Below are 18,020 nucleotides of genomic sequence, written 5' to 3' on the forward strand. Positions count from 1 at the left end.
TCCGGTGTGATGCTGACATTTTCCGCGCTGCAGCGGGAGCGTCGAATGAGCATGTCTCCGCATGAGCTGAGAAGTGCTCATTTGCCTTGGCAACGGTTCGAGCGTTTTTCTTAAGCAAGGAGCAACCGGCGGACACGGTTCAATGCGACCAGTCATCAAGCTTGAGGAGCTATCGCTCCAGGCACAGACCCATGGCGAAAGCTTCCTGGCGCGCACGGCGTCGGTCGCCGCGCCACTCGGTGCGACGCATCTCGGTGCCCGTTATGTGGAAATCCCCCCCGGCAAGAAAGCGTGGCCCTATCACAGCCATCACGCCAACGACGAACTGTTCGTGATCCTCGAAGGGCGCGGGCGGCTCCGCCATGGCGGCCACGACTATGCGATCGCCTCTGGCGACGTTGTGGTGTGCCCCGCCGGCGGCGCGGAAAGCGCGCACCAGTTGACCGCAGAAGGCGATCAGCCGCTCAAATATCTTGCCGTCAGCAGCATGCGCGAACCCGATGTGCTGGAATATCCCGACAGCGGGAAAATGGCCGTGTTCGCAGGATCTGCGCCGGGCGGCGACAAGGCCGCCCGCCGCGTGGATCTCGTGGTGCGTCCGGCCGATCGTGTCGACTACTGGGAGGGCGAAGATTGAGGGCCGAGCAGAAGATGCGCTTCGGTGGAACGGCTTCGAACCCGCCAGGGCGCTCATGACGAGCGAAAAAACGATCGATTTCTGGTTCGATTTCGCCTCCGGCTATGCCTATTTCGCCGCGCTCGACATCGATGCACTCGGCAAGCGCGTGGGCCGGCGGATCGTCTGGCGCCCCTATATGCTGGGCACGGCCTTCAAGGCGACAGGTTCACGAGGGCTGTCCTCGACTCCGCTGAAACGGGACTATGCCTGGCGAGACTGGCAACGCATTGCCCGGCTGCGCGGGGTTCCATTTCGGCTTCCCGACCACCATCCCTCCGTCGCGCTCGCCGCAACGCGCGTCTTTTACCTCATCGAGGAAACAGACCCGGCGGCTGCGCCCGGCTTCGCCCGTGCGGTCTTCGAGGCCTACTTTACGCACGGCATCGACTCGGGAAGTCTCAGCCAGGTCCTGGAGATTGCCGCCTCGCTTGGACTCGAAACGAAGTCCCTTGCCGCCAATGCGGCATCTCCGCCGATCAAGGACAGGGTGAAGCGGATTTCCGATGACGCTGTTGCCCTTGGCGTTTTCGGCTCGCCGTTCTTCGTCGCCGATGAAGAGCCGTTCTGGGGCTGGGATCGGATGGCGATGATGGAGCAGTGGATCGAACGCGGAGGCTGGTGATCGGCGGAGCGGGGCCGGTCTTACGGCCAATGCTCATGACCGCCGGTCAGGAATGCTCCTCCGAAGCCAAATTTTCGGCTTTTTTCGCTTCGTCCAGCATCCAGGCGCGGACATTCCTGATCCGCCGATCGCGCTCGAGAGCCGGCGGAAAGCACAGATAGTAGCCGGCATTGGCCGGCACCTTGTGACCGAGAAGGAGACTCAGCCGCCCTGCGGCAATATCCCATGCCGCAATCTCGGTGCCCGCGAGCGTCAGCCCCGCCCCATCGATCGCGGCTTTCAGCCCAATGCCCGCCGAATCCACGATGGTGATCGCCCCCGGCTTGATGGGGCCGCCAGGAAGCGTTTCGTTCCAGCGCTCGAAATTCTCCCGCCGATGTTGGGACAGGAACAGGTTGGCGTGTCCAATCGTCTCGCGAAGAGTGGCCTCGTCCTGCAAGGCCCAGTCGGGCTTGCCCAGCAAGGCGACCGTCTCCTCGAACAACGGCTCGGCGAGAACGCCCGGCCAGACGCCGCGCCCGTGGCGGACGGCGGCGTCTGCAACGCCGGCGCTGAGGTCGACGGCAGCCTGCGTCGTCGAGATGAGGAGCTCGAAACCGGACCGCGCGAACGGATAGGTCGTGAGCCGCGGCGACAGCCAGTGGACCGCAAACGTCGGCAGCATGGAAAGACGAAGCGGCCCGAGCTTGCGTTCATTCTTCAACGCCCCCACCGCCCCGACGATCCGGCTGAAGCCGGCCGTGAGTTCCGGCGCCAGAACTTGCCCGGACTCCGTCAGTTCCAGACGCGGGCCCACCCGGCGCATCAGCTCCACGCCCAACAGCTCCTCCAGGATCCGCAACTGATGGCTGACGGCCGACGGCGTCACGCCGATTTCCGCGGCCGCCCCCTTGATCGACAGATGGCGCGCGGCTGCCTCGAAGGCGCGCAATGCGTTCAACGGCACGTTCAGTCGCATTGTCTCGGTCACAACCAGCCACCGCAAGTTTCCACCACGTATCCGGCGCTCCAGGAACCGAACACCATCGGGCAGCACAACGGATGATTTCTCACTTTGCTCTGAAGATTACTCACTCGCCGAAAGCAAGGTGCCCGCAGAAAACTATCCCTCGTCAACAGTCTTGAACAGCCGAGAGCGACGCTTCGATGCTTCCCTTTGACGATCGTGATGGATTGATCTGGTTCGACGGTGCTCTCGTGCCCTGGTCCGAGGCCCGGCTTCATGTTCTCACCCATGCGCTTCATATGGGTGGCGCGGTCTTCGAGGGCATACGGGCCTACGACGGAGAGATCTTTCTCGGAGACGCCCATTTCGAGCGGTTTGCGCGGTCCGCCGAACTGCTCGGCTACGTGCTTCCCTATTCCCCGCTTGAAATCACCAAGGCGACGGAAGCCGTGCTTTGGGCCAATGAGCTGAAGGACGCCTATATCCGCCCGCTCGCATGGCGCGGCAGCGAAAGCGTATCCGTGGCCGCGCACGGCGCAACGATCCATGTCGCCATCGCGGCGTGGGACTGGCCGACCCCGGCAGCGCTGGGCAAGAGCAAGACCGGCATCCGTCTTCAGCTCGCGACCTGGCGCCGGCCGCGCCCGGACACCGCACCCACCGCTTCCAAGTGTTCCGGTCTCTACATGATCGGCACGCTGGCGCGCCATGCAGCCCTCGACGAGGGAGCTGACGACGCCCTGCTTCTCGATCTGGACGGAAACATCGCCGAGACGACGTCCACCAATATCATCATCGTCAAGGATGGCGTGCTCGTCTCCCCCGTCGCCGATTGCTTCCTCGACAGCATCACCAAACGCTACGTGTTCGACCTGTCGCAAAAGCACGGTCTTGCCAACGAAGAGCGGAAGGTTTCGCTTGCGGATCTCCGCGCCGCCGATGAGGTGTTCGTCGTCGGCACCTCGATCGAGATCCAGCCGGTGATCGAACTCGCGTCGAACGAAGGCCGCATGCAGTGGGACATCGGGCCGGTGACGCGAAAGCTGATCGACGACTTCCAGACATCGATTCGCCGAAGGGTGCCCGTCGCAGCCCATCTTTGAACGGTCTCTAGAGATAGAGCCAAGTCAATCCAAGGCCGACGGCGATGATGAGGACCCGCAAGATGGCGGGATTGATCCAGCGGGCGAAGTGCGCGCCGAGATAGCCACCCGCGACCGCCCCCGCCAAAACCACGGCACCCGGCCCCCAGGCGATAATCCCCGTGACGACGAAGATCGCAACGGCAACGCTGGAGACGATCGTGGCGAGCGCGTTCTTGACCGCGTTTGCCTCGTTCACATCGTCCAGCCCCACCAGCGTCAGCACCGCCATTAAAAGAATTCCGAGCCCGGCACCGAAATAGCCGCCGTAGATTGCGACGATCAAATCCAGGATCAGCGCCACCGGTTTCGAGAGATTGCCGGATCGGCTCGCCAGCACCCAGGACCGCAGCTTCGGCCCGGCGGCAAAGAGCAAGGTCGCGGCGAGCAGCAACCACGGAATGAGCTGCCGGAACAGACCATTGCCGGTCACCGACAACAATCCGGCGCCAATGATCGAGCCGATCACAAAGACCGGCGCACTCGTTTTCAAGCGGTCGGCATGACGGCGGAGTTCCTGACGATAGCCGAGAAGGCTCGTGGCATGGCCGGGCCAGATCGAGATGGCGCTGGTGGCATTGGCCATGACCGGCGGAACCCCGGCGGCGAGCAGAGCCGGAAACGTGAAGAAGGTCCCGCCCCCGGCGATGGCGTTGCAGCCGCCCCCGACGAACCCAGCCGCGCCGAGCAGAAGGAAATCGTAAACATCCATGACGGATCAGGTCTGCCGGTCGAGCGCGAGCCGGACGCCGAACGCGACCAGGACCGACCCGGTCAGACCGTCGACCCCCCGCACGAAGCCGGGACGGCGCAAAAGCGTCGCGAAGGGACGCGTCGCCGCTGTGAGGATCGCGAACCACGTTAGCCCCATCGCGGCGTGAATGGCGGCCAACCCGATGCTGAAGCCAACGATGGGCACACCCACTGGGATAAACTGCGGCAGCAGACTGACATAGAACACCCCGACTTTCGGGTTCAGCAGATTGGTCATCAGTCCGCGCCAGAACCAGCCGGTCGACCGGCCACGGGATGCCTCCAACCCTGCCCCCTCCAGCGCCTCCCCTGCACCGCGCAGACCGGCAAGGAGCAGCTTTGCGCCCAGCCAAACAAGATAGGCCGCACCGGCATATTGCAGGACACGGTAGCCAAGTTCCGACACCGCAAGCACGGCGCCAAGACCGAGCGAGGCGAAGAGCCCCCATGCCAGCACGCCGGCGACCACGCCGGCGCCCGCCGCCATCGCCTCCCTGCCGCCTTCCACCGTCGCTGTCCGCAAGACCAGAGCGGTATCCAGACCCGGCGTGATCGTCAGCAGACCGGCTGCCAGGGAAAACGCAAGGATCGCGGTGGTGGGCTCCATATCAACCTCGCAAACCGGCGCAGAAGGCTTCCAAGAGCATGCGTCCTTCCTTCCATGCTCCGAGACCACTGTCGCCGTTGATGTGCCCGCGGGCACCAACGTCGACCAAGCCCGCATTCCATTCCCGGGCGCGCCGGCGAACATAGTCCAGCGAACCATAGGGATCGTCCGTGCTGCCCACGATCAGCGTCGGAAACGGCAAAGGCCGCGTGGGCGGATCTCCGAAACCGGCCGCCTCGTCGGGAAAGGCCGGCTCGTCGGGATCCGGAACGGCGACGAGAAACGCTCCGCGAACCCGTGGCCCGACCCGCTCGGCGGCGTGGGCGACGAGCAGACAGGCCAGGCTGTGGGCGATCAGCACCGGCTTCTCTTCGGCCTCGGTCACGGCAACCTCCAGTGCACGCAGCCAATCGATCAAATCGGGCTGGTCCCAATCGGCCGGACGAAATCTCTGAAAGGAGCGGTTCTCGGCTTCCCAATGGCTCTGCCAGTGCGCCGCGCCGGATCCGCCGATACCGGGAAGAAGAAGTCCTGCCACCATCGGAAATCCCCGGCCTATTGAGTGGAGAGGTCGACGGACGGATCGTAGTGTCGGTCCTCGACCTCTTTCGTAATCGCCTGCCCGCAAACCATCGCTTGCCGGCTCAGATCGTATGCCAGACTCGGCGCTCCATGCAGTTTCCAACCGCGATTCAACGCCTCCGTAAGGCGATGGCAGAACGCAGCGTCATCCACGCCGGTCAGCACACGATAGAGGATCATCCCCACCTGGTCCCCGTTGCTTGCGAACAGCACATCATAGGCCTCCGGCAAGCCCCGGAAACTGAAGCGATCTCACTCGATCAGCAGGTTTCCTCACGCGCTCGTCTCCCCGCGCGCATCGCGCGTCGTCTCCGGGGAAGAGAAAATACGAGCGTTTCCGGGTCGCGTTGGCCCCGCCTTACCGATCGCCGGTCGGCCTGGCTTCACGACAAGCTCATGCAGTCATTGACCGACATCGACCGGCTCCGAACCTGGATTGCCAATTCTTCAATTGTTCGAGCGGATCGGCGTGCATTCGCTTGATGACGTCAGCTCCTGCATCGACGGACAGAGAGATTCCGCCAAAATTGTCATGTCGATGAGACCGATGCCGAGCGGCCGGTCATCTTTCGAGAGCCCAAGACTCTTTGGCGATGTTGGCTTTGCGATTTCGAATTCAACTTCAATTTCCTGGCCCGGCTCAACGGCGTCGGGAAGTGGTACGATCATTTCACAGCAATATTGCGGAAGAGATATCCGAATGAGTTCCCAACTGGCCACTCGTTTGCCGTTGATCAAAACTCTTAGGGTCTGATCTTCCATGCCCGGGCCGAAGAAAGGCTGGAAGTGAATCGCGAGCCCGGACAGAGGCGACTCTATCCCACCTGTATCAAGTGTGATCGTCGCGGTGTCGGCCTCAGTCCAAACGCCCCAGCTCTCCTGTCTGGACCAGCCATCCTTGAGAAGTTGACCATTCAGCCCGTCGGCAAACAGCATTTTCTTTCCGACCTCGATGCCATTCTCGACGGCGACACCAGCGCTCGTTCGATCGATTAACGTGCAGACATTCAAGGTCTCAAACGTGGTTCGGACGTGCCGACATGCCTTTTTTGAAAGCCCGTAGCGATGAAGAGCCAGATCCCCTTCCTCATTTGTCCCTTCGACCGTCACCAAACGAACGATGCCCCCGGGCGGGGACGCGAGTCCCTCTCGGATCTTTCGGTCAAATGTCCCACCTTTTTCAATTGGCAGACTACCCAGTCGATAGATCCGAGACTCGGGGTCTAGCTCAGTAAACAACCAAGAAATCGGTTCCGCCTTGTCGACCACGAGATAGGCGGCAGGGCCATTGAACTCGGGAACATCCGGAAGTTCGTACCAGGCATCCTGAAATGGAACGCGCCCCCACGAGTATGTCTCATTCCAAAACACAAGCACAAGCGCGCATACAAGGCTCACTGCAACCGGCACGCGCCAGTTTAAAATCAAGGACGTCGATGATTGCCAGATCAACGCTACGATCAACGGCCCGGCGATCAATTCGAGAGGTAGCGCATAGCGCTGTATATAGAAAAGAACCGTCCATAACCCGCCAGCCACTATGAAGAACGCCCCAAGGCGTCCGAGCATCAGCCGCTCCCGAATCCGGTCGATGTCGGCGACCGTATCGACTTTTGCTGCCGAGCCTCGACGCACGCCGTACGCAGTTAGCGCGCCCAGAATAACCAGACCTAGGAGAAGATACCGCGCGTCGCGGAAATCGAGCTCATTGGTCGATTGAACCCCGAACGCCATCTGGAGCGGACCGTAGATCGCTTGCCAAAGCCCATCTACCTGCCAACGGTGATCCCGGATGTTCTCCAGCGGGAACTCCGGCGAAGCGAAAATCTGGTTGTAAAACGGGAAAGTCGGGTTTCCGTAAGTCTGCCAAAGCTGGAAATGCCAAGCGCCTCCAAAGAGCAGAGCGCCTCCCACGCCACCGCATGCGAGCAATAAGATTGAGATATAGCGGTTTCGCCATTTGGGTCCGAGGAGAACCATCGGAACCACGGCGAGCGCGAAAATCGCATTTGTTAGCTTTAGAGCCGCCGCCGCCCCGACAAGAAAGCCTCCGAATGCGGTTTGCCAGGCTCCGCTGCCTCGGACACCAGCGGGAACATGGACCAGCAAAACCACACCGCCCAGCACAAGGATACTTGTAGCGGCGTCTGAAAAGGTGGTGCCGAGTTCAGCGAGGTACGTCGGGCTGGAGGCCGCCATGAGAGTGGCGGCGAGAGCGAGAAGAAAGCGCGTCCCTGCGGAGGCAGAGACCAACATGCGCTCGCAAAGCACAAAGACAAGCAGAAGGTTCAGGCCTTGAACGGCAGATATAATTGCACTTGTAACGACGGGCGAGAAATGCTGAGCGAGCAGAAAATCAATGACGTAAGGCAATGGGTTCAGGAATGAGTGCACCCCTGCGGCGGTGACGTCTACCGCGTGCCGTCCATTTAGAAACGCATACGCATCGTAGAAATGGTAGTTTCTCTGATCGAAGTTGACATCTTGCCCTGCGTTCAGGGCGTATAAAACGGTAAAACCTATACAAAGAACACCGACCAGGAAAAATCGTGATCTAGAGACAGAAATTTTTTCGAGAAACCTGACGGACATAGCGTTGGTGATTCCAAGATTCTTACCGACAACGCCTGCAAGTCCGCACAAGCCGAGCTTGCTGGCCCCAAGTTCACCAGCCTACCAGAGCCCTTTTCCGCTCAGGAGAAAACATTTGAGCGACGAGCAACGGCTCCGGATGCAATAGGTTGAGAAGTCCTTAGCGTTCAGATTGAAACAATTTGACTGGGAGAAACACAGGCCAATTCAACCGAACTGCGGAAGATCAAGCTCACATGCGTAAACTAAGAAGAATCGCGACGCGATCCCTTTTCATTACCTGATGAGAATACATCCATTCAGGAGAGTACACCTCGGCCTCACGACTCACCACAGCCTCCGATATATTTCCGCCAGCTCCAGTGGCAGACATATATAACGATCCTACCCGGCACGACTGTCCAGACCTCTAAAAATCGTCACGCCACATGTCCTGACTTGTTACCCAATTTTGCAAGTCGGAAGAACTCCTTCTCCGAGCAGGCCAGCGATATCGTCGGCGCACGCCCGGAGCCCGTCATCACTCCCACTCCCACCTGATGAAAGTGGAGACGCAGGATCCCCTTACTCTCTATTGTATCTGAGCCTAATGGCAGTTCTATTTCACAGGCTTCACCCGGTTCGACAGGTTTTCCGAGCGGTTGAAAAGAATATTGGTGACGCAGGCTACCATTTGCATCGATCCACTCCGCGAAGAGACATGTGGCCCCCTTTCCCGCGATGAGCCAACATGCCGATGACGTATTTTCGAGGCCGAGCCTCACAAATTCGTCGCCGTGTTCCAAAACATGGAAGGCACCGCTCATCCGCACGGGATCACCATGATATAGACGGCCCGGTGCGCCACGCGGCTTGGAGGATTTCCGCGATAGATAGAAGATCGTCTCCCCTCGAAAGGCCAGATCGTCGCCTCGAGACACCAGCAACTCTGCAGTCGCGGGATCAATTTTGCGATCATAGACATCGACCGTGGACAGGCGCATCGTTTCGAAACCCGCAGCTTCGCCAATCTCCGCAATCTCAGGCGGAGCGTATTCTCGGTTGTGGCGACCGTAAACACCGCCGGAAGGGACGAAGATACCGAACGAATAAGGAGCAATACCATTTAGCATCTTCCACACCCCTCTATGACTAACGATATTCGGAGTGGTGATTAGTAAATGACCTCCGGGCTTCAATACGCGGCTTGCTTCGGAAAAAAAGAAGTATGGATCGAGCGCCAAGTGCTCGAGAATTTCCATCCCTGTAACCAGATCAAAGGTCTCGTCTTCATACGGCCACCGGTCGCGTTCGCTGTTGGCCGGATCGAGCCGAACGGGAAAGCTCGGCAAATCCGGCCGTCGCGATCGAATTCTTTGCGAGTAAGGATTTGGGCCCTCCCAAAGGCCCGCCATCGAAATCCCTGGAAAGCTATTAGCCAAAAGCGCTTGGAAGACCAGCGGAGGGAAGACACCAACATCAAGTGCGTTTTGGGGCGACAACCCTTCCAAATAGGATAGCGTGGTCAGGAAGCGCGTCCAATGAGTCCCAAGGTAAGACGACAATTCCTCGTCAAACGGCACGTCTTCGCGCCCAAGTGCGGCAGGCAACTCCTCGAACGCATAGGCCCTCAGGACGTCTTCAATTGACGTGAAGGAAAGGGATTTTGGCGGCTGCGGTGGCGCGATGGCATCGGAAAGAGCCACGACAGCCTGTTCCTGCGCTCCCACCATATCCACTTGGCCGCCATCCCGCGCAGGCGTTGTTACTTCCGGTTCTTCTTGATCCGCAGAATCGCCACCGATTTGAGCCGAAGCGTGCGATGGTTTGGAAGTATTTTGAAGGTATTCCGCCCCCCGCAAGCCAGGAAGCATGCGAAGAAAACGTCTGAAGCTGACCTTCATAAGGACACCTTATGACGGAAAAATTTTGAATTTGGCGGAAACGATGCTGCAGGCGACATGGAAGACAGCTCAATCTGAAAGTCGAAGAGACACCTATTCACGATCGCAGGCTCACACAATTCATAACCGAACAAGGCGCCGGCCCCTTATCCGTCCTTCGGAACTCGGCAGGCGAGGGTAACGTTTTCGGCTTGGGATCGGTTCGTGCAGCCTCGGCCATTCTCGACGGACGCTCGTGGGCGAGACACGTAAGAGCCGTCCGTCGCGCCTGTGCCAACAAACACGATCCCTTCGTTCTTATATGCCGAAGCGGCGCAAACACGGCGTCAATCTCTAGCTCCAAATAGCTTTTAGCTGTGGGGTTTGGATAGGTTGTCCATTTGGGTTTGCCGACGTGATTGGAATAATCCCGCTTCAGGCCGCCCGGGAGGAGGGTCGCGATTGAACATCCATCACAATGGCCCCGTCTGACGCCAACTGGTCGAGACCGGATCGTGCAGGGGCGCTTTGCGGGCAAACGCCACAGACCGCCGAACGAGATGCAGGCATTTGCCCGCACGGCGCACAAAATGACGGACCCTCTACCAAGCGAAAGGGAGGGGGCCATGTTGCCATTTACGACCGCTCTCGGCCAAGCTTCACTCAAGTCGATCCGGACGAAAAGACCGCCAGCGCCGTCGCCCACCTGAAGGCCGCTCTCACACTTAAACGCTGTCGCAGCGAGCCCGCACGACCCAACAGCGACGAGAAGCTGTCGAATCCCGAGGAAGGCACAACCTATTCCCCGACGAGGCCCCTTCTTGCGGCATCCGAAATCGGCTCGATGATATATTCGAACGCCGTTCGTTGTCCGGCTTTCAAGTAGACTTCGACAGGCATACCCGGAACTAGCTCGACATCGTCCAAACCGATCGCTGTAAGGTCCGACCGGTCGACGCGGAGACGCGCCTTGTAATATGTCGCACCGGTTCGCTCGTCTTCGACTGCATCTCCAGACACATGCTCGACAACCGCCGGGACAGGGGAATGGGTCCTCTGATTGTACGAGGTAAATACGACGCTTGCCGGCATACCGGTGTGAACGACATCCTTGTTGAGCGGGTTCACCTTGGCATCAATTTTTAAGTCGTCGCCGGACGGCACGATATCAAGCAGTGCCTGCCCGGGCTTAACAACCCCACCGATGGTATGCACCGACAGATTGAGAATTTGGCCCGAAACGGGCGCTTTTATCACAATCCGCGACAGCACATCCTGCGCGGCAACGAACTGTTCCTTAAGGCTGGAGGCTTCCTCGTCGACTTCCTGGAGCTCGTCCAACACCTTTTCCATATAAGACGTTTTTAGATAGAGCAGCTTGGTCGTACTTTCGGAAATTTGCTGCTCGGTCCGAGCTATCTCCGCTGAATTACTCGCAATCTGACCGCTCAATTTCGCTCTTTCTCGCTGGAGCGCAAGAAGGCGGGGCCGCGGAAGCAAATCCTTATCGTAGAGCGTTTGCGCATCCGCCTCCTCCATCTTGATCAATTCGAGCTGACGATCGAGGGAAACGTTCTGCGCCTCGATTCCATCGATCTGGCGCCTAGCCTGCTCGATTTGCTTGCGGATCAGTTCCTGCTGACCTTCGAGCGACTCGACTTGTGTGGTGAGGGCGGCTTGCTGTGAATCGATAATGGCCTTCACTATCGGGTCCGGAAGCAGCCGCGAGAGCTCCCTCGGCCACTGCACGTCAACCGAACCGTCGCGCTGTGCCTGAAGCCTTGCCTGCCGCGCGAGGGCATTCCAATACCGATTCTTGATAATCTCAACCTTCGACTGCGCCTGTATCTCATCAAGGACGACCAACGTCTGACCTTTTTCGACCATTTCGCCTTCGAAGACATTGATCTCCCGGACGATCCCGCCCTCAAGATGCTGAATCGTGCGACGGTTTCCCTCCACCGTCACGACGCCTGGGGCAACTGCGCCTTTCATAAGAGGCGCAATCGCGCTCCAGGCGGTAAGGCTACCGAAGAACGCGAACAAGATCGCAATTCCAACGGCAATATAATACCTCGCCGAGGCGGCATAGGAGCTGCCGTGCTCCGAGTTTTGCCGATTGGACACATCTCGCATATTGACCACCAAAGATCGTACAAAACCGACTTATTTTTCGGCGCCCGCCTGCGTTGTTTCCGACGCCGCAGATTGTTGAGCCTTCGCCCCTGCGGCAAGTTGAACAACGTTTTGCTGCCGAAGCCGGGTTAACACCTCATCTCGCGGACCAAATGCCTCGATGGTTCCCCCGCGCATAAGGAGAACTTTGTCGGCAACCGATAGGAGCGAGGTACGGTGCGTGATCGCGATTATCGTCGATCCTGCTTTCTTTGCGCGCTCCAAGCCATCCCTAAGAGCGGCTTCGCCATCGCTATCGAGGTTGGAGTTGGGCTCGTCCAGGACCACCACCGCGGGCACCCGGAAAAGCGCCCTGGCAAGGCCAATTCGTTGACGTTGCCCCGCGGAGAGCCCCTCTCCGCCCCGTCCAATTCGCGTCTTGAACCCCTGAGGCAGGCCATTGATCAGCTCGTAAACGCCGGCCATCTTCGCCGCGTTCAGGACATCCTCATCGGCCGCATCCGGCGTGAAACGCGCAATGTTGTCGGCGATGGTACCATCGAAAAGCTCGACGTCTTGCGGCAGATACCCCAATTTCGCGCCGAGCTGATCCGTACGCCAATGTGCAAGCGGAACGGAATCGAGCAGAATCGCGCCGCCCACTGCAGGCCAGATCCCGCAAATCGCTCTTGCCAAGGTACTTTTTCCGCTGCCGCTCGGCCCGATGACGGCAAGAAGCTCTCCGGGAGAGAGCGAGAACGTGGCTCCTTGGACGACAAGTTTGCGGTGCCCCGGCACGGCAACTGCAACATTTTGCAATGTAAGCGCGCCCTTAGGGTCCGGATAGTAGATCTTGTCTTCATCCTCGGGGATGGCCTCGAGCAGCGCTTTGAGCCGGGCATACGCCGAGCGGGCACCAATAAAGGTCTTCCATTGACCCACCGCCATTTCGACGGGCGCCAACGCTCGAGCCATAACGATGGACGCGGCAACCATCACCCCCGGGGCGATCTGCTGTTCGAGCACGAGATAGGCCCCCACGCCCAGGACGGCGATCTGCAATCCCGTTCGAACGAAACGGGAAAGCGTCATAATCGTCGAAGACCGATCGCTCGCCTTTGCCTGAGAAAGGAGGGCTTCTTTTTTTAACCCCGACCAGCCGCCGTGAAGGGCATCTTCCATGCCCATAGCGTACACAGCATCCGCGTTGCGGACGCCAAATTCCGCATAGTCCGAAGCCGCGATCTGTGATTGAAACCCGGACTGAAGATGTTTTCGGGTAACGACCTCGTTCAGGGCAGCAAGCGCAAATATGACAAGAGCGCCAGCCAAGCTAATGTAGCCGAGCCAGGGATGAAAGAGAAAGCCGACGGCCACGAATACCGGAACCCATGGCGCATCAAAAAACGCAATCAGGCCCTGCCCCGTAAGAAACTCCCTGACCGTATTGATATCTCGCAGCGCTTGAGAAGTTGCAGCCCCCGGAACCTTTACCGCATAGCGAAAAACAGCCTTAAAGATTCGCTCGCTCAACAACTCGTCGAATCGAAATCCGGCCCGAACGAGAAGGCGGGACCGGATAAACTCCAGGCTTGCGTATGCAACCAAAGCGACACACGCCATGACCGTAAGCACGACCAGCGTGTCCTCGCTTCGGGAGGTCAGAACCCTCCCGTAAATTTGCAACATATAGATCGGAACAATAAACATAAACATGTTTATAAAAAAACTAAATATCGCAACCGGCAAAAATATTGAGAAACACTTGCCGAGCGCATTCCGCAACTCGTTATTCTCTTTCTGAGATCGAACCATGGATACCTTCGAACTAAAACTCCGCCACCTCCTCAAAACGAGGGGATGAGCGACTGATCTCATCCATTAACAACCAGTCTTTTATAGCAGACCAAATGTTTTCAGGCACAAATAGCAATTTGTTTCCAGCATCTGCCGTGATCGACACACTCAAATCCAGGAGTGGACTCGCACAATTCAAGCAGGATGGGAAACTAAAATCCTCCACCCCCTCACAAAAGCCCAAATGAGAGCCGAACTACGAATTCATGAATTCGTGTCCTGCATTTCCTCCCGTTCGCGCCATGTCATCATCCCACATAAGAGGGTAAAAACCCTGCCTTTCACCGCATTTCTTGCAGATTCTTGCCATTTTGACTGCATTTTTAGGACGTGAAGTCCGTAGTCGACAAAACTCAACCGGCCTTTTCGATGTCCGTCAAGGGGCGTGGCGCGTGACGGAAAGGCATCTTTTAAGGGAAAGAGGGCGCATTTGCAACTTTCGGGAACCTCATTTGAGCTTGCCGGATAGAATGCGGCCGAGCTGCCTCACAGTCCGGTTTCCAACCACACGTGGTTGGACTGCTCCATTGGCGTTGTCGCGACAGCATGGGGCGGAGATGAAACGCGGCCTGCCGTTGAGTTGGCCGCTTTAGGTCACGGCCTCAAAAATGCGGAAACTTCGAGTTGCGCGGCTTCGACCGCCTCCGGAAGAGAGCCGAAATAGGGCTCCCTTCGTCTGCTTAACCGATGAGCGCATCAACCGATGCAGATGGCGCAAGCGCCCAAGTTCGGCGACCGACGACAGATCTCTAACCCATGAGATCTGAGCGGCGGCTAGGACCATGGTCCAGGAGACCTCGCCCCTCACGAATTCGAAGAGCGCGGGCGGCTCGAAACGCCCCGCCTGCCGCGCAAACCGGCGACAAAGCGGCAAGGACTGTGCGGCCCCCGCGGAGTCCGGCTCGAACTCACCCCTAGCAAGCTCAATGTACGTCCGTGCCCTGCCCCGACAGGGGACAAGCCCGGCTCTCTCAACCCGCGAATGCCATCTCTCCGGTGTGCCCATTTGGCGACAGCGAGCGGAAAAGTCGTGACAGAACCCTCGGTCGCAATATGATGCGATGCAATTTGTTGTGCTGAGCCTTGAGTTGGGTACGTGGGATCGTTTATGAATCTCTGGTTGATTGGGATTGGGTTGCTCGTTCGAAGGCGGGGCCCGTCGCATCATGGCTTGAGAGCGAGCTACCAAGTTTGACCGCACCGCGCCGCAGTTGGTGCAATTTTTTTGGAGGAAAGAATGGCCTTCGACATCTACGGACTTAGCGTCTCGGAGCAGGTGACTGCCTCCTACGTGGCCTTCTTCGGGCGCGCGCCCGATCCGGGCGGATTGAATTACTGGATCGGCGTCTACAATGACTTTCTTGCCGAAGGCCAAACCGAAGAGCAGATCCTAGAGACCATCATCAACTATTTCTCGGCGGACACGGAGGGCGTCGCCCAATATCCGCAGCTTGCCACTCCGAACCTCTTGGTCGGCAACCCCACCGCCCAGGAAGCGTTCATCACCGAAATCTATCAGAACCTGTTCAACCGCGACCCTGATGCCGCCGGCCTCGATTTCTGGACGGACCAGCTGGTCAGCCTGCTGGAAAGCGGAGAGGGTGTCGGCAATCTGGTCATGCAGATTGCTGGCGGCGCTCAGGACTCGCCGGACGGGCAGGACGCGACCACCTATCAGAACAAGATTTCCGTTGGTCTCACCTATGCCAACTCCTATGTGGCCGATGGTGTGACGTGGACGAACGCCCAGCTTCAGCAGGCGCACGAGATCGTCGACAACACCACGGATTCCAACCTGACCGAGCAGACGGCCGCTGCGGAAGCCGCGCCGACGGCTGAGGGGACTGGCGACGCCTTCTTCCTCACGATCAACCAGGATACGCTGACGGGGACGGCCGGCAACGACACGTTCACCGCGAACGTTGTGGCGACCGGAGTCGGCACGCTCGCCGATACGTTGCAGAGCGTGGATACGCTTGACGGTGGAGCCGGGACCGATCTGCTGACCGCAACTCTGAATGGCAGCCTGGCTGCGCCCACACTGACGTCGATCGAAAACTTAAACTTACGGTCTGTCGCGAGCAGCTCCCTCGACCTCAATGGTGCCAGCGGCATTGCGATGATCACGGTTGCCAATGGTACCGGTGACCTAGCCATCGGGAATATTGGCGATGTGTCATCGCTGGTCGTTAAGAACCAGAGCACGGACGTAGACTTTCATGGTGTGACCGCCGAGACCGTCGGCCTCGAACTCACCAATTACGACAGCGGGGTCAGCTTCTTGAGCAACGCGCCGTCGACACTCAACCTCACCGTAACCAATGTCGATGCGGTGGTTTCATCGCCCGTCGCTGGTGCATTCGGGACCCTTACCGTCGCGGCTACCGGTGAGAACGACATTACCTTCGGAGGGGCAACCGACGACATCACGTCCGTGACCGTGACGGGCGAAGGGTCGGTTGATTTCTTTACCGGAACGAACCCTTTCGACGGCGACTTCACCAAATTCGATGCTTCTGAAAACAGTGGCGGCGTGGAAGTCGGCATCGCAAGCAACGAGAAAGCTGCCGTCACCGGCGGATCCGGGGACGACACGGTTTATATGGACACGACGGTCCAGATGGACTCCACGCTTGATCTCGGCGAGGGCGATGACACGGCCTTGGTGGGCGACCAGCTCGCCAACTTCGCGTCGGTTGCCGGCGGCGACGGCACCGACACCATCGGCATCACCGACGGGTCGACGCTCACCAAAGCGACGGGCGCGAACATTTCCGGCTTCGAAATCCTGGAAATCGGAGGCGGACAAGGGACCTACAACTTCGAGACAACGAGCTTCGATACGGTGCAGGCAACGTCTGCCCTATCCGGCTCGACCACCTTGTCGAACGTTGAAGCGGGCTTCGAGTTCGATGTGATGAGCTCCGACAGCGATCTCGCCCTCGGATCCGATCAGACGATCGCATTGAAAGACGCCACTGGGTCGAACGACGCGGTCACTCTGGACGTTTCCATCAACGACAGCAGCGAAAACACCTCCCCCGAAGGCAATGTGACGTTCTCCACGTCGACCACGATCAATGACGTTGAATCGATCACGGTCGATTCAACCGTTGATACGCTGCCCACCGATCAGGTCGCCTCGGATTATTCGACGACCTTCGACGATCTGATCGCGGATAGCGTGGAGACCCTGACGCTGACCGGCGATAGCGATATCGTCTTCAGCGCGTTTACGAACAGCGGCAACACGCTGACGAAGGTGGACGCCAGCGGGTCGACGGGCGACGTGACGCTCGATGTTTCGACTGTCACAAGCAAGGTGGCCTACACTGGTTCCGAAGGGGTCGACACCTACACGGCGGGCTCCGGAGGCGGCGCGGTCTACGGCGGACAGAGCAACGACCAGATCACGCTTGACTCAGGATCCGGTGCTCGCAACGTGATTAGCTACAAATCCGCCGATGACACCACTTTGACAGTGGATGCAGAGGGCGACATCGAGGCGGGTAGCTCAGTCGAAACAGTCAACGACTTTACGGCCGGCTCAGGCCTGTACGATCTGATCGACGTGACTGGCTTCGACTTCTCCGGCTATGAGGCAGCTACACTCGATAAAGGTACCTTTGCCGTCAGCCTTACGGGCGGCGATTTCGATGCCTCGATTGACGACTTCTTCGCGGATGCCGGCGGCGACCGGGGTGTTGCTTTTGGTATCTATGATACAGGAGGCGGCATCTACGAGAATTACGTGTTCGTCGACGCGAACGGCGATGGAAACTTCACAGCCACGGACGACGTCGCGTTCCAGGTGAATGGTGCGTTTGGTATGCCAATATCGAGCGACGAGTTCCTGATCTAAGCGACTCAACTGGATCTGCGCCAGATTGGCCAATTCGACGGCCCGCTGGCACGGAAATCAGAAGCCCCCGACTTTGCGGTCGGGGGCTTTTTTTATGAGCCAGCACACGTGCAAGCTCCCTCACGACGACCCGGACCCTAAGTTCGGAGACCCTCGGTCTGGGGCTCGCGCCGGGTGAACCCGGTGCACTCGGTTCGGGAGGGGGCGGCGTACCGATCAGCCGCCGAACGCTGGGGTCGGGACCCGTCGCCGGTTCGTGCCGCGAGGCTTGGCCCCGTCTCGGCGACCCGCTTTGGCGCATCATACCCATCAGCCACAGGGAATGAGCCCTCGGCCATGATGAATGGGCATCGATCAAGATTGTAAATCGGAACGGCTACCGGGCGGGGACGGCACGTCAG

At 58.9% G+C, this 18,020-nt stretch carries 13 protein-coding genes; 4 read left to right on the forward strand and 9 right to left on the reverse strand.

The window, feature by feature from the left end:
- Positions 1–142: 142 nt before the first annotated feature.
- Entirely contained in the window at positions 143–637 is a 495-nt protein-coding gene (locus HNS03_RS02010) for a cupin domain-containing protein (protein WP_367192687.1), read from the forward strand.
- 55 nt (positions 638–692) lie between these two features.
- Positions 693–1,301 carry a 2-hydroxychromene-2-carboxylate isomerase gene (locus HNS03_RS02015; RefSeq protein WP_367192688.1) on the forward strand — a complete coding sequence of 203 codons (609 nt, stop codon included), beginning with the start codon at positions 693–695 and terminating at the stop codon, positions 1,299–1,301.
- Positions 1,302–1,347: 46 nt separating this feature from the next.
- Here the strand turns inward: HNS03_RS02015 and HNS03_RS02020 are convergent, their stop codons facing one another.
- Positions 1,348–2,271: a LysR substrate-binding domain-containing protein gene (locus tag HNS03_RS02020; RefSeq protein ID WP_367192690.1), complete on the reverse strand. Its 924-nt coding sequence runs from the start codon at positions 2,269–2,271 to the stop codon at positions 1,348–1,350.
- Positions 2,272–2,447: 176 nt separating this feature from the next.
- Here HNS03_RS02020 and ilvE point away from each other — a divergent pair, with 176 nt between their 5' ends.
- Positions 2,448–3,350 (forward strand): branched-chain-amino-acid transaminase, encoded by a 903-nt coding sequence (ilvE, locus tag HNS03_RS02025; RefSeq protein ID WP_367192691.1) that lies wholly within the window; start codon positions 2,448–2,450, stop codon positions 3,348–3,350.
- A gap of 7 nt (positions 3,351–3,357) precedes the next feature.
- Here the strand turns inward: ilvE and HNS03_RS02030 are convergent, their stop codons facing one another.
- The 8 genes from HNS03_RS02030 to HNS03_RS02065 all read right to left on the reverse strand — a co-directional run bounded on the left by HNS03_RS02030 (position 3,358) and on the right by HNS03_RS02065 (position 13,715).
- Positions 3,358–4,101 carry a sulfite exporter TauE/SafE family protein gene (locus HNS03_RS02030; RefSeq protein WP_367192693.1) on the reverse strand — a complete coding sequence of 248 codons (744 nt, stop codon included), beginning with the start codon at positions 4,099–4,101 and terminating at the stop codon, positions 3,358–3,360.
- A 6-nt stretch (positions 4,102–4,107) separates the two neighbouring features.
- The gene (locus tag HNS03_RS02035; RefSeq protein ID WP_367192694.1) at positions 4,108–4,749 is read right to left on the reverse strand and encodes a LysE family translocator; all 642 of its coding nucleotides are present in this window, start codon (positions 4,747–4,749) and stop codon (positions 4,108–4,110) included.
- Between the two features lies 1 nt (position 4,750).
- Positions 4,751–5,290 (reverse strand): RBBP9/YdeN family alpha/beta hydrolase, encoded by a 540-nt coding sequence (locus HNS03_RS02040; RefSeq protein WP_367192695.1) that lies wholly within the window; start codon positions 5,288–5,290, stop codon positions 4,751–4,753.
- A gap of 14 nt (positions 5,291–5,304) precedes the next feature.
- On the reverse strand, positions 5,305–5,511 hold the full coding sequence (locus HNS03_RS02045; protein ID WP_367192696.1) for a DUF1737 domain-containing protein: 207 nt from the start codon (positions 5,509–5,511) through the stop codon (positions 5,305–5,307).
- A 267-nt stretch (positions 5,512–5,778) separates the two neighbouring features.
- Positions 5,779–7,923 (reverse strand): hypothetical protein, encoded by a 2,145-nt coding sequence (locus HNS03_RS02050; protein WP_367192697.1) that lies wholly within the window; start codon positions 7,921–7,923, stop codon positions 5,779–5,781.
- 419 nt (positions 7,924–8,342) lie between these two features.
- Entirely contained in the window at positions 8,343–9,806 is a 1,464-nt protein-coding gene (locus tag HNS03_RS02055) for a methyltransferase domain-containing protein (protein WP_367192699.1), read from the reverse strand.
- Positions 9,807–10,583: 777 nt separating this feature from the next.
- Entirely contained in the window at positions 10,584–11,921 is a 1,338-nt protein-coding gene (locus HNS03_RS02060; RefSeq protein WP_367192700.1) for an HlyD family type I secretion periplasmic adaptor subunit, read from the reverse strand.
- 30 nt (positions 11,922–11,951) lie between these two features.
- Positions 11,952–13,715 (reverse strand): type I secretion system permease/ATPase, encoded by a 1,764-nt coding sequence (locus HNS03_RS02065; protein WP_367192701.1) that lies wholly within the window; start codon positions 13,713–13,715, stop codon positions 11,952–11,954.
- Between the two features lie 1,279 nt (positions 13,716–14,994).
- On the opposite strand from HNS03_RS02065, the gene HNS03_RS02070 reads away from it, so the two are divergent.
- The gene (locus HNS03_RS02070) at positions 14,995–17,619 is read left to right on the forward strand and encodes a DUF4214 domain-containing protein (protein ID WP_367192703.1); all 2,625 of its coding nucleotides are present in this window, start codon (positions 14,995–14,997) and stop codon (positions 17,617–17,619) included.
- The last annotated feature ends 401 nt before the right edge of the window (positions 17,620–18,020 follow it).

Source organism: Amorphus sp. 3PC139-8, assembly GCF_040750475.1.
Lineage (GTDB): Bacteria > Pseudomonadota > Alphaproteobacteria > Rhizobiales > Amorphaceae > Amorphus.

What these genes read in the sequence shown, in the direction of transcription:
- HNS03_RS02010 (WP_367192687.1), top strand. Translation starts at nt 143, where the DNA reads ATGCGACCAGTCATCAAGCTTGAGGAGCTATCGCTCCAGGCACAGACC.
- HNS03_RS02015 (WP_367192688.1), top strand. Translation starts at nt 693, where the DNA reads ATGACGAGCGAAAAAACGATCGATTTCTGGTTCGATTTCGCCTCCGGC.
- ilvE (WP_367192691.1), top strand. Translation starts at nt 2,448, where the DNA reads ATGCTTCCCTTTGACGATCGTGATGGATTGATCTGGTTCGACGGTGCT.
- HNS03_RS02030 (WP_367192693.1), bottom strand. Translation starts at nt 4,101, where the DNA reads ATGGATGTTTACGATTTCCTTCTGCTCGGCGCGGCTGGGTTCGTCGGG.
- HNS03_RS02035 (WP_367192694.1), bottom strand. Translation starts at nt 4,749, where the DNA reads ATGGAGCCCACCACCGCGATCCTTGCGTTTTCCCTGGCAGCCGGTCTG.
- HNS03_RS02040 (WP_367192695.1), bottom strand. Translation starts at nt 5,290, where the DNA reads ATGGTGGCAGGACTTCTTCTTCCCGGTATCGGCGGATCCGGCGCGGCG.
- HNS03_RS02045 (WP_367192696.1), bottom strand. Translation starts at nt 5,511, where the DNA reads ATGATCCTCTATCGTGTGCTGACCGGCGTGGATGACGCTGCGTTCTGC.
- HNS03_RS02050 (WP_367192697.1), bottom strand. Translation starts at nt 7,923, where the DNA reads ATGTCCGTCAGGTTTCTCGAAAAAATTTCTGTCTCTAGATCACGATTT.
- HNS03_RS02055 (WP_367192699.1), bottom strand. Translation starts at nt 9,806, where the DNA reads ATGAAGGTCAGCTTCAGACGTTTTCTTCGCATGCTTCCTGGCTTGCGG.
- HNS03_RS02060 (WP_367192700.1), bottom strand. Translation starts at nt 11,921, where the DNA reads ATGCGAGATGTGTCCAATCGGCAAAACTCGGAGCACGGCAGCTCCTAT.
- HNS03_RS02065 (WP_367192701.1), bottom strand. Translation starts at nt 13,715, where the DNA reads ATGGTTCGATCTCAGAAAGAGAATAACGAGTTGCGGAATGCGCTCGGC.
- HNS03_RS02070 (WP_367192703.1), top strand. Translation starts at nt 14,995, where the DNA reads ATGGCCTTCGACATCTACGGACTTAGCGTCTCGGAGCAGGTGACTGCC.